We start from the raw sequence: 13,151 nt of genomic DNA on the forward strand, positions 1-13,151 counted from the left end.
CTGCTTTTTCTTTTAGCCGGCTAACTTTCTTCAGGAGATTTCAAAGCGCGATCCAGCACTGCACGGGCATCTTCTGCTTTAGATCGGGCTTCTTGGTAGCGCAGATTGGCTTGGGCGAAGGTTTTGAGAACTTTAAAACCGTCCTTGAGGCTGGTGATTTCTTCCTCACTTACGGCTTTATCAGAAAAAAGAATATCGACTTGAGCGCGAACCTTGAGCGCCTCAGCGCGGGACTCCTGCACCTTTAACTTGAGGGTGGCGAGGTTGCTAAGCGTCTGTATTGCTTGGGTTACAGCGTCCTCATCACCGGCAGTATCCGATAGTTGCTCTTTCACTTCAATCAGCTGTTGAGGGCCAAATCCATCTGAGAGTTCAGTGGGAAGTTTGCCGGCATCCATCAGTTCCATGAGCTGATCCATTGCTTTGTCACGGGCTTTTGTAGAATCTTTGCCGGAAACAGTGAGGACAACTTCTGGACACTGAGCGAGCGTGTACTGAACCATATCTGTGGGGAAAAACCTTTTGTCAAACCTAATGGGCCGGTTATTTAACAAAGTCTTATAACCCGCCCATGTATTTATTTTAACTTAAAAGAAACCACTTGATATGGGTTTGCGCTGTGTAGGGAGGGCGCAATTCCAAACGGTAGAGGCGTCTTGCCAGACGCCTCTCGGTTGTCAACGGTAGATGGGAGAAGTCAATAAGCAGTCGTCACCTCTGCCGGCAAAAACTCGAACAACTTGTTAAAAAAAGCATCGAGTCATTGCTGAATTAATGCCGGCAGCCGTCATTTTCTGGGGAGAAAGGTTAATTAATAACTTTCTTCTCCGGGAACTCCATCCTGATCACCTTGGGATAAAAACTGATTCAGTGATCCATCCCGGATCGCCTGCCATAAACAAAGGAGTTCACTCCCGCTTAGATCGCTAGATTTGTAGCGCTCAACCGCTTGTTCCAATTCTTGCAGGGTGCTGGGAATGGAAAGAGTATTGGTTAAGTCTGACATAAAGAAGACCTCTAGAGACAGGACTGACACGCAGTAAAACTTGTTCTACATATATTGTATTCAAATTAAATAATTAACCGTATCAGAATTAACATTTTTTATTGAATATTTAAATTACTGTCTAAATCTGTTAAAAATTGATGAATTTTTGAAAAATAGCTAAATTTTAAAGAAATAGGCCAGCAGGGAGCCGGCCTATCAATCAAGGAGATTCAGTTGGTAGACGTGGAAACTTTTTGCAACTCAGGAAGGAATACAGTAATGCCGGCTGCCGAATGACGCTAGCAATGCTATCAGTTACGGCAGAGGCCGTTAACTGTCCTGATTGGGTGTGTCCCAGCTTGGCAACAATATTGGGCGACTCGGCTCAATAGGCTCCCAGAACTGAGAGCAACCAGGCAAGATGCCGGCACTCAAAACTTACTAAAATGAGATCAAAGTAAATCAGCCATTTCTTCATTCCTTCACTGTCTCAAATCCTGCTTTTGGATTATCAAACAGTTTACGGAAACCTTGCTTGACGCCTTGATAATTCAGTTCAGGACGTTCAAGAAAATTCAATTGATTGCAAGTTTTTGCAAAATTGTCCTATCTTGGACGTGATGAACTTGTTCAATCAAATAATGGCGAGCAGCGTTTATTTGATCAGCAAATTAGTTGGTTTCTTTTCCGAAGTATCCTGCCATTGCAACAGCCGGGATATTAAACAAGAGATGGTATAACTCTTTGTTTTTTCGGATTATCCTATATACTTATGCTGCTTGTTTAAAGAAAAAACTAAATCCGTCTAAGGGCAGAAAGTGGAGCGGGCAAGCGTAAAATTCCCCAGAAAACGAGATAGGGCCGGCATAAAAAGGGAGCGCACTCTACTATAAAAGTATTCCTAAAGATAAGTTTGTGAATTCATCTCTTGTCCGAGTATTTAGGCTGCGCTGGCATCAAAACCTTTTTTTAACCACAGATGAGTTCGAGCGTTGGCAATGAGACTTTTGCCCGTGGTTTAAGGGGTGGATGATCAAAGGGGATCTCGGCAGAGAACCTGAGAACCCCTTTTTAACTTCTTCTCAAACTCAGAAGTTAAGATTACCGGCCTGAGCCGGCTTTGCGACTGTCATAGCCTAAGTCGCTGAGAAGTTTACCGAGTTGCGCGAAATATTCATCGCGATCGCTGGCGGTGTAAACTTGTTGCAAGACTTGCCAGCCTTCAACATTTTCATTGAGCAAGAATTTATTTGCCAAGTAAGCGGCTAAAACGCCTTTAACCTCCTGATTTAACGCCTGCCGGTCTTGGTACTCCTGCCACAGCTTTTGGTTGTGTTCAGAGACTAATTGGGGATACTCCCGGCTGACATCAACCATCTGCCCTTGCCGGTAATGCCAAATGCGTTTTGGCAAACGAGCATCTGCATCGGGAATGTTGAAGGCATTGATAAACTGGCTGTCCAAACTCTCAAATTCTGGAATTCCATCTGCCTCAACATCTTTCACTTCATACCCCACATTTGCCCAAGATTGTTCAATGTGGGCGTAACGTTTTTGCCCCGGATCGTAGCGATAAATATAGGAATAAGCGCAGCAGTTGTTGCCGCTTTTGGTGGAGAATAAATCGGCGATGATTTCTGGTTCGCGATCACCGTCAATATCTCGCACCTCTAAACCAAGAAATCGGCCTTCTGATACCCGTTCATCTGAACGTCTTGAGTTTTCTTCGAGTCCCCCCACTGGCAAAAGTATCGGCTTATCTAGCAGCGTCTGACCGGCACGTGCAATTCTTAATCGCATATTATTGCCGATGCCGGTGCCGGTGGTACCTTGCGGATCATAAGAAAATTCAGCCCGGACATTGCCAGATTCTACAGATTGGATTTTACCTACCACCCTTGGCGCGGCAGTCACAGCCGGCTGTTGCTGTGGTTGTTGTTGGGGTTGTTGTTGAGGTTGTTGTGCTTGCTGCGGCTGTTGTTGAGGCTGTTGTTGCGCTTGCTGCGGCTGTTGCTGCGGTGTTAACTGGGCGATATACTGCGCCGGCACCAAAGCCGTTTGTCCTCCGCTCAACGCTTGACAGACAAACGCTGCCATCTCCGCACGAGTAACTGGCTGATTGGGGTTGAGCTGCCTGACATTGGGATAGTTGACAACCAGCCCTCTTTCTGTAGCGGCGGCAATTCCAGTTTTGGCATAGCTGGGAATATCAGCAGCATCCTCAAATGCCATTGTTAACATCTCAGTTGCCCTTGAACTGGGCGCATACCTCAAACCGCTAGCCATAGAACTCAACGCTTGTGCCCGCTCAATCTTGCGGTTGGGGTTAAAAATTCGCTCAGAATAGCCGGTGAGAAAGTTGGCTCGATATCCTGATTGAATCGCACTTGCCGCCCAGTAATCAGTGGGAATATCGACAAAAGTAACCGGATCGCGCACCGGCGGTGTATTGGGGAACGCTTTGCTAATTAAAACGGCAAACTCCACTCGCGAGACGGGTGCGGTGGGGCGAAAGGTGCCATCTGGATAGCCGCTGATAATCTGCCGGTTGGCCAGTTGTTCAACGCAGGTTTGCGCCCAGTGACCTTGGATGTCGTTAAACCGGCTTTGAGCCTGTGCTGAGGGCGCGATCGCCCAAGGCATGAAGGTGCCAATGAGCGTAATTCCTGCTGCCGGTAAGGCCAGTCTAGAGTGCCATTTTTTCGCGTGTATCATAACCCAGCCTTTTAAAACAAAGTGAGACATCAGAAGTCACAAGCGATGATAGGAAGTTGAAGCTTACAAGAGAAAGCAAGAAGAAAAAATCTTCACTTCTCTCTTCTTGCTTTCTCCTCCATTTCCGCTTCCCCTTCCTTATGAGTTGCCAATCCTCCCACAAACGCCCCAACAATCGTTCCCACCCACAAGCCGGTGGTACTGCCTCGCATCGCCGCCTCTGGTGTGACTAAAAGGGCGCACACGCTTTTGAATCCCTGCGGAAGGGTTTGGCATTGGTTGGTGCGATCCACCACACTGATTTGCCCACCAAGGTAGGCACCAAATAATCCAGACGCAATCGCAACTAAGCTGCAAATCAAGGTTCGTTTCTTAGCCGTCATCAGTCGGGTTTCAGTCGCGCTGTTTTATGGGGCTTGAGCGGAATCTCAATGATAAACTCGGCACCCGCTCCGGGTGCTGAAATACATTTTAATTGTCCGCCGTGTTTTTCTACGACAATCTGGTAGCTGATGGATAACCCTAAGCCGGTGCCGCTGCCAACGGGTTTGGTTGTGAAGAAGGGATCGAACAGCTTTGAGCGGACTTCTTCTGTCATGCCGGCACCATTATCGGCGATGCGAATTACAGCAGACGATCCTTGGGAATTGCCGGCATCTTCACCCCCCAACTCTGTGCGAATCCAAATTTTGCGGGTTGGAGATTGGGCACAACCTTCTCCCCCAGACGCTAGCAGCGCATCTATGGCATTACTCAAAATGTTCATAAACACCTGATTTAGCAGGCCGGCGCAACACTCGACTAAAGGCAACGTTCCGTATTCTTTGATCACCTGAATTTCTGAGGCAAAACCAGCTTTTTGCTCAAAGCTACTCTCTTTCAAGCGATGCTGCAAAATCAGCAGCGTACTGTTAATACCTTCATGAATATCAACTTCCTTGCTTTCAGATTCATCCAGCCTAGAGAAATTCCGCAAGCTCAGGACAATTTCGCGGATGCGTTCGGCTCCATACTTCATCGACTCCAACATTTTTGGCATATCTTCTTTAACAAAGTCGATGTCAATTGTTTCGAGTGCCGCTTCCAGCTCCGGTGTAGGGCGCAGATTATTTCGCTCGTAAATTTCAATCAATCGTAGCAAATCCCAGGTATATTCATTCGCGTGGATGAGATTTCCATAAACGAAGTTAATTGGATTATTAATTTCATGAGCGATGCCGGCTACCATCTGCCCCAAGGAAGACATTTTTTCCGTTTGAATCAGTTGCGTTTGGGTTTGCTGTAGCTGTTTGAGCGTTTGATTTAACCGCTCATTTTTGTCTTGTAACTCCAGTGTTCTATCTGAAACTTTTACTTCTAGCGTCCGGCTATAATCTTCTAGTTTCTCATTAACCCTTTCTAGATTTGCATATAAGCGAGCGTTTTCAATTGAAATCGCCGCTTGAGATGCCAGAATTTTTAAAACTTCCAATCGTTTAATATTAAAAGCACCTAGGGTTAAATTATTTTCTAAATAAAGTAAGCCGATGCTGCTTCCTTTATTTAAAATTGGCAGGCAAAGAACAGATTTGCACTTATGTTTAAGAATATAAGGATCGTGACTAAATATTCCTTCATTTTCTGCATCATTTAACACGACACTTTTTTGAGTGCGCCCCACATAATTAATCACCGTGACTGGCACAGCCAGAGCAATCTCCGCTGGGGAAGGCTGCATTACCGTCACCTCGTTACCTTCAACTTCTCCAATCGCTTCAATGATCAGCGAATCTTTTTGATTTAGAATGAGACACCCTTTTTGTGCACCGGCATTCTCAATCGCAATTTTCATTAATTTTTTTAGCAGTTGACTCAAAACAATTTCGCCTGAAATTGCAAGGGATGCTTTCGTCACTGTGGCAAAATCTAAAAGTTCTGAAGTGCCGCTAGCTGTCGTGGCGGCTGTATTACTAAGTTCGCTGCCGGCAGTTTTTTGAGTGAGCGTTTTAGCCAACAACGCCGGATATCTTTCTTCTAAATCTTTGACTTTTGCGGTTGCTCCCCAGTGAATATAGCCATAGTAAGCTTCTGTCAGATAAAACCTTGCCATATTCTCTTGAGCGCGAGCGAGATGAAACTCTCCTGCCAACTCGCAGGCAAGTGCTTCTTCTTGGATATATCCTTCTTTCCTAGCCGCTGTTATGGCTTGCTCATAATGTAAAATTGCTTGGGCAATATCTCCTAAAACTCGTGCTTTTTCTGCTTCTACTAGCTCATACTTATGGGCGAAGTTAGACGGCGCGTGAGAGGCCCACTGCTGCATTTTTTCCTGATTAGCGTCAACTTGCTTCAGGTACCGCCCTTGTTCAACCTTTGAAGCTTTGGGATAAAAAGCGAGGAGAGCTAGGGAATAATAGAAGTTGTGGCCGGCAGACAATACCATTCCCTTGACACAAGCTAAGTGTTCTGCCGCTAAGCCGGCGCTGGCAACGGCTTTCTCAGGTTCTTTAAACAAATAAAGCAAAATTGTTTTGGCAAAATAAGTAACGAACAGTAGAATTCCATTCTTATTTTCAAGAATAATGGGTAAAGTCTTTGCTTCATTAAAGCTTTCACCAATTAACTGAAGTTTATCCTCTGCTAACCCTTGGATATTTAAAGTCAGTTGTCTTAATAGCCGGTTGAAATCAATAGAGTATTTTTGTTTGAGTTTCACAGCTAAATCTAGATATTGCCCTTGCTCTTTCTCTACAACATCCAGCCGCTCTCCTACCAAAAACAAGTTAATACAGTAATTATTAATACAATAACCGGCAGATTCTATATCTCCGGTTTCTATACCACTTTGAACTCCCTCCAAAAACGGTGCCAGAGTTTCTCGGAGATGCTCTTTCCAAGGTTTTATAAAAAGGTTCAGAATATTATAGATTTTTGATTTAACCGAGTTGGCATTAAATTTATCTAGCAAACTCAAAGCTAGCTGGCCAGCATGATATCCAGCATCAATATCTCCCATCATCGCACACAGAATCATTCCATAAAGAGCGTAGCCTACGGCGGATAAAGGAGAATGACCGTGCTTGAGACAGAACTTCACTTGAGTCAAGATAAGCACCGGCAGCATTTCTGGCTTCACAACAGGAACGGGAGTAACTACAGTGACGAGTAGCCGCAAGACTGCTAGTTGATAAGGCTCGGTCATTTCTGTGATGTTTTCTAAATCTTTCACAGAAGGCAACTCAAGCACAAAACAATCGTCACTGCTAGCCGTAGAAAGAGAAACCCCTAGCGTTTCCAGCACTTGCAATCCAGTTTCTAAGGCTTTCAACATCTGGTTTTGAGCCATATAACACTGCATTTGCAGCTCGTGCGCTTTCACCTTGTCGAGTAAAGTTGTGGCTTGTTGTAAAATAATCTCAGTCAACTGTTGCGAACGCTCGAAGTAGGTGTTTAAATACTCGGTTTCTGCGGCTTCTACATACAGGGTCAGTGTCAAATCATAGTCAGTGTGCCAACTGTCTGCCGGCAATAGTGCCAAACCCACATTCACATACTTAAGAGCGGCTTCATAAGCCATTGCTGCTTTTGCTTTTTGGCCGGCTATCAAATTTAAATGGGCAAGCTCATCTTTTTCTGCATCAGATGTGAGTAAATTGCTTCCGTAATTGAGCTGATTAACCAAAGCAAAGATATTTTCTTTTCGTTCTTCTAGGTTCGTTTTTTGCAGCAGCAATTGGCCGATTTTTAGGTGAGTCGCTTGTTTATCAGATTCAGGAATGAGAGAATAAGCCGCTTGCTGGACTCGGTCATGCAAAAACTTATAAGAGATAAGAGCTTGAGGTTTAGAAATGTGGGAAACGGAATCTTCGCTCAAAGGTTCCCATTCTCCAACCAAAGGAATTTTATAAGCATTAGATAGTGGCAAAATTAGACCAGCTTGAAGTGCCGGCCACAGATGAGCTGCCGTAGTTGTCGTTGATTCTTCATTCACAATCGCCAGAACATCTAAGGTAAATCGGTTGCCGATACAAGTCGCCAATTTTAATACTTTCTGCGCTGCCTCTGGCAATTTGCGAATATTTTTTGCCATTAATTCAACAACAGTATGATCACCAACCCCAATCGTTTGAATTTTTTTTATATCCCAGCGCCAAATGCCAGAGATTGCATCATAAACCAGCAACTTTTCTAAATACAAAGTTTTGAGCAACTGGGTTAAAAAAAAGGGATTACCCCCAGTTTTGTTGAAAAGTAGTTCAGACAAAGGCTTTGAAGAATCAGAAGGAGTGAGAGAGTTTGAAGAATCGATCTGAGCTTCTTCTCCTTTTTCACCCAAAGTCTCTACGACTAATTGACTGACATTTTTAATATCTAAAGGCCGGAGGACGATATTATTCACAACAGCGCCGGCTTGTTGAATCTTCTCCAGCGTTTGAATTAACGGATGTGTGGGATTAACTTCGTTATCTCGATACGCCCCAATCATCAACAGATAGTGGCTGTCCGAGTCAGCACTTAGCAATTGCAGTAATTTCAGCGATGCTGAGTCTGCCCACTGTAAATCATCTAGAAAGAAAACTAGGGGATGTTCAAATTTGCAAAAGATATGAATGAATTGTTGAAACACCCGATTGAAGCGATTTTGGGATTCAGCAGCACCCATTTGCGCTAATTCCGGTTGTTTCCCGACAATCAGCTCAACTTCGGGAATCACTTCAATAATTACATTCCCTTGCTGCCCTAAAGCTTCTAACAGCTTTTCTTTCCAAATCGCTATTTTTTCTGAGCTTTCTGTTAAGAGTTGGCAGATCAATTCTTGAAAAGCCTGTATCAAAGCTGCATAGGGAATATTTCGTTTAAACTGGTCAAACTTACCGGCAATAAAATACCCCCGCGCTCCTACAATCGGTTTATGAATTTCATGAACAACCGAAGTTTTACCAATTCCCGAATAACCGGAAACCAGCATGATCTCAGTTGCCCCTTCGCTAACGCGCTCAAAGGCATTCATGAGTGTGCTTACCTCGCTCTCTCGCCCGTAGAGTTTTTGTGGAATTAAAAGCTGGCTTCCCCGATCATGTTTACCTAAAGGAAAGCTTTCAATTTTTCCGGAGGCTTGCAATTGAGACAAACATAGTTCTAAATCAAACTTTAAACCCGCAGCAGTTTGATATCTGTCTTCAGCCGTCTTGGCTAATAACTTCATCACAATATCAGAAACCGCTTGCGGAATCGCCCTCACTTTCCAGGGTGCTACAGGTTGTTTAGCCAAATGACAGTGAACCAATTCCATCAAATCGGTTGTTGTAAAAGGTAACTCACCTGTTAACAACTCATATAAGGTGACACCCAAAGAATAAAAGTCTGTACGATAGTCAACCGAGCGGTTCATCCTTCCAGTTTGCTCCGGCGACATATAAGCTAGAGTGCCTTCTAGCAAATTGGAGGAGCCGCTTATCGTCTTCTGCAAATGCAGGCGAGAAGCACTGCTAAAATCACTCAATTTAACTTCTTTAGTAGCCGAGTTAATAATAATATTGGAAGGTTTAATATCTTTATGAATAATATAAAGTTTGTGTAAATAATCTAAAGCGTCTGCCAGAACAATCGCTATTCGTAGCACTTCTATAAGTTGAATTTTTTGATAAATAAGGAATTCAGCGAGGGATTGTCCGCCAAAGTCTTCTATTATTAAAGCAAAACTGTTGCGGTATTTTTCTAAACTATAAGCCTTGACAATTACTTCACAATCAAAACTTTTAGTGATCGTATATTCTTGCCTTAATCGGGTAATTTCTTCGACGGTGGGATACTCTGATTTGAGGGTTTTAACAATAACCGGCCTTTGGGTTCGCTCGTCGCACCCCCGATATATAACGGTTCTGATTCCTGAAACAATTTCTTCTGTAATTTGATAGCCTGACAGTGTGATCATGGGGTTAGGAGTTGGGGTAGGAAGAATAATTTATGTAAAGTTGCAAAAAGAGGGGTTCACAAAAAGTTGACTCAACGTTGACGCGCTACTAAAGCGGTTGCTGTCAAAGCAACTTTTCCAGAACCCCTGTTCCTTCTAGTATCCCCTTTTCCCCTAATTTTTAACAGCTCACCCGGTATTTCTCATGCCGGCAGCAATGCCATTAATTGTTAACAGAGCGCCTCGTAGCAATTCCGCTTTGCTATAGCGCGAGTGAATCACACCGGGAACCGAATTCGTGCTGTGCTGACGCAAACGTTTTAACAGAGAAACTTGCAACAAACCGAGGGGAACAATGGTTCCATTTCGCAGTTGCACCGAACGCTGAAGAACCGGATCGCCATCCAATAGCCGCTTGTGCCCTGTAATTGTTAGCACTAAATCACGCGTGAGGTGATATTCACTAGCAATTTGTTCAAATAGCGCTTCAAAGCGAGCTTGATCTTCAGGTTTGGCTAGTTCGCGAACGTAGTGATGAGCGATTTGCAAATCTACTTTAGAAAGCGTCATTTCTACTTTAGAAATCACCATTTTGAAGAAAGGCCACTTAAAGTAAAAGTAGCGTAGCAGTTTCATGTGTTCTTCTGGCTGCTCGTTCAAAAAGCTTTGCAGCGCCGTCCCCACTCCATACCAAGAAGGAAGAAGAAACCGGGTTTGCGTCCAGCTAAACACCCAAGGAATTGCCCGCAAATTAGATAGCTCTTTTTTCCCACTGCTGCGGCGTGCCGGCCTGGAAGATATCTGCAACTGGCTGATTTCGTCGATGGGGGTCACTTGATTGAAGAATTCGATGAAATCAGGTTGCTCGTATATCAAATCACGATAGTGAGATCGTGAACGTGCGGACAACTCTTCCATAATTTCATTCCAAGGTTGGATATCATCAAAGCCGGTGCCTAGCAAACTTGCTTGAATGACCGCAGCGGAAATACTTTCTAAGTTGTAAATTGCTAAATCGGCCAGAGTATATTTTGATGCTAAAACTTCCCCCTGCTCAGTAATTTTGATCCGTCCGCCAATACTGTTACAAGGTTGCGCCAAAATCGCCTCATAAGCAGGGCCACCACCCCGCCCGACAGAACCCCCGCGTCCGTGGAAGATTCGCAAGCCAATTCCATACGGCTCAGCAACATTTTGCAAGGCTTTTTGAGCTTTATGAATCTCCCAGTTGCTGCTAAGAAATCCTGAATCTTTATTGCTGTCAGAGTAACCCAGCATCACCTCTTGCAGAGAATTCTGATTTGAGAATTGAGAATTCACAACGGTTGACTCTTGCTTGAGTTGGCTCTCTTCATTCTCCTTTTTCCATCTCTCATAGCCGCCGGCAAGCATGGCGCGATACAGCGGCAATTCAAACAAACTTTGCATCACAGCCGGCGCACGTTTAAGGTCTTCGACCGTTTCAAACAAAGGCACAACTTGAAGGCTACTGATGCCGGTGGCTGGATCATACAAACCGGCTTCCTTCGCCAGCAGCAACACTTCTAACAAGTCGCTCGCCTCATGGCTCATGCTAATCACGTAGGTTTGGCAGATTTCTGGGCCAAACTCTTGCTGAAGCGCTCGTAAAATGCGGAAGGTTTCAACCGCCTCGTTCGTTTTTTCGCTAAACGGCAGCTCAGTTGGGATTAACGGTCGCCGTGTTTGCAACTCAGTTGCCAGCCACAGCGTGCGCTCTGATTCTGACAATTCGTTATAACACTTGGGCAAAACTTGCAAGTATTCAGCAATTTCGCTAATAGTGTCGCTGTGCCGGGATGATTCTTGACGCATATCCAGGTGCGCCAAAGTAAACCCGTAAATTTCCACCTGACAAATGAGCGTTTCCAATTCCCGACAGCTCAAACCTGTGGCGGAAAGGTTACGCTGAATCATCCGTAATTCTGCCAAAAAGTCGTTCCCAGAGCGGTAAGTGGGGACGATGGGGATTTCCCGAATTTGCCGCTGCCAATCATCACCGTTATACAGACGCCAGTTGCGATCACGGGTGTTTTCCAACCGCTTGAGCACATAAGAAAGTTTTAAACGGTAAGGTTCCTGGCGATAGCGAATGGCTAGCTGCTCATAAATTTCTGGCATCTGCTGCCGGTCTTGTTCCAACGACTCCAGCAGTTCTGGCAAAACATCGCTCCAGTGCAGTGACAAGCTCAACAGCTCCGTTAGCTGCCGCAGCGACTGGGCGTATTTCTCTAAAACGACATGGCGCTGATAGCAAGCCGTTTGCCAAGTAATTTGCGGTGTGACTGAAGGGTTGCCATCTCGATCTGCTCCAACCCAAGAACCGAAATTGCAGAAGTTGTGACGCGGCGGTTGCAAATAGGGAAAAGACACCTTCAAAGAATGCTTCAGGCGCTGATAGAGTTTCGGCAGTACATCAAACAGCACTTCGTTGAAGTAGTGGAGGGTGTATTCCACTTCATCAAGCACGGTTGGTTTAAACTGATGCAGCTCGTCGGTGCGCCACCAAAGCCGGATTTCTTCGGTCAGCTGTTCGTCCAGGAGTTGGGCTTCCCAAGAAGAAACCCCCGTGACGCTAGCTTCCGCGTTGGCCATGAGCAGGGCCGGATCAGGCAACGTGGTCGTGTTTTCCTCTTGTTGGTCAAGCTGTTGCAGAATCTTGGCAATGCGCCGCTGCTTGGCCCGCATTGTCTGGCGGACAATTTCCGTGGGGTGAGCGGTAAACACTAACCGAATATCCAGACGCTCGATCAATTTCTGGATCTGTTTCGGTGGCACGTTAAGGCTTTGCAGGCGAGGAAACAGGGTGTCGAAGGTGCCGATGTCCCGGCGTCGCTGGCTGGGTTCATGCCAGCTTTTTTCGAGTAAATCGGCTTCTGGGCCACCACTGTGAGCTTCTACTTCAGGTTTGGGGAATATTTGAGATCCGACTCCTTTGCCGCCGGCTTGGGCTAGCTGTTGCTCTCGTTGCTCATAGTGCTGTTCGACGATATTGATCAGCTGGAAATACAAGGCAAAGGCGCGGGCGGCTCGAATTGCATCATTGAGATCCAGTTTTTCTACAATGCTTAAGACTTCCGATCCCATGAAATCGGGCGCTTGACCTTCCGGGGAACACAGATCGCGCAGGCGTCTCAACAAGTCTACGAATTCCTGACCACACTCGGATCGCAGTACAGACTCCCATAAGTCCTCCACGACTTTGAGACGATGTCGCAAGAACAGATCGGTTGAGGTGACACTGATTGCCTGATCTGAGGAGTGGAGTAGCGAACTCATAGGTTCTTTCCGGGCTGAGCTAGGATACTTCACAATTTTAGGGGTTAACTCTTCTTTTTGATATTCTCAGGAAACATATAAGATTTCTGTTACCTCTGATGCGGCACATTTTCTGTTGTGACAGCAGCAAACCCCTTGTCGGTGTGATGATGCCAATTTTTTAGGGAAAGAGGCTGCCCACGAGGCTATGAGGTGATGACACGCACCGGCATTGAGTCCTACACCGGCTACTTCACGATTTTAAGGCGACTTTTCAAT

The 13,151-nt window shown here is 45.3% G+C and carries 6 protein-coding genes; all 6 read right to left on the minus strand.

The window, feature by feature from the left end:
• Nucleotides 1-20: 20 nt before the first annotated feature.
• Nucleotides 21-503 (minus strand): hypothetical protein, encoded by a 483-nt coding sequence (locus H6F56_RS08765; protein ID WP_190666900.1) that lies wholly within the window; start codon nt 501-503, stop codon nt 21-23.
• Nucleotides 504-811: 308 nt separating this feature from the next.
• Nucleotides 812-1,006: a hypothetical protein gene (locus H6F56_RS08770; RefSeq protein ID WP_190666902.1), complete on the minus strand. Its 195-nt coding sequence runs from the start codon at nt 1,004-1,006 to the stop codon at nt 812-814.
• Between the two features lie 1,083 nt (nt 1,007-2,089).
• Complete coding sequence (locus H6F56_RS08775; protein WP_190666903.1) at nt 2,090-3,703, minus strand: S-layer homology domain-containing protein; 1,614 nt, start codon at nt 3,701-3,703, stop codon at nt 2,090-2,092.
• 92 nt (nt 3,704-3,795) lie between these two features.
• Entirely contained in the window at nt 3,796-4,086 is a 291-nt protein-coding gene (locus tag H6F56_RS08780; protein WP_190666905.1) for a hypothetical protein, read from the minus strand.
• Complete coding sequence (locus H6F56_RS08785; RefSeq protein WP_190666907.1) at nt 4,086-9,617, minus strand: ATP-binding sensor histidine kinase; 5,532 nt, start codon at nt 9,615-9,617, stop codon at nt 4,086-4,088. The genes H6F56_RS08780 and H6F56_RS08785 overlap by 1 nt, the downstream gene beginning before the upstream one ends.
• 168 nt (nt 9,618-9,785) lie before the next feature.
• Nucleotides 9,786-12,893, minus strand: coding sequence for a phosphoenolpyruvate carboxylase (locus H6F56_RS08790; protein ID WP_190666909.1), 3,108 nt, complete (start codon nt 12,891-12,893; stop codon nt 9,786-9,788).
• Nucleotides 12,894-13,151: the final 258 nt, after the last annotated feature.

It is taken from the genome of Microcoleus sp. FACHB-672, assembly GCF_014695725.1.
Lineage (GTDB): Bacteria > Cyanobacteriota > Cyanobacteriia > Cyanobacteriales > Oscillatoriaceae > FACHB-68.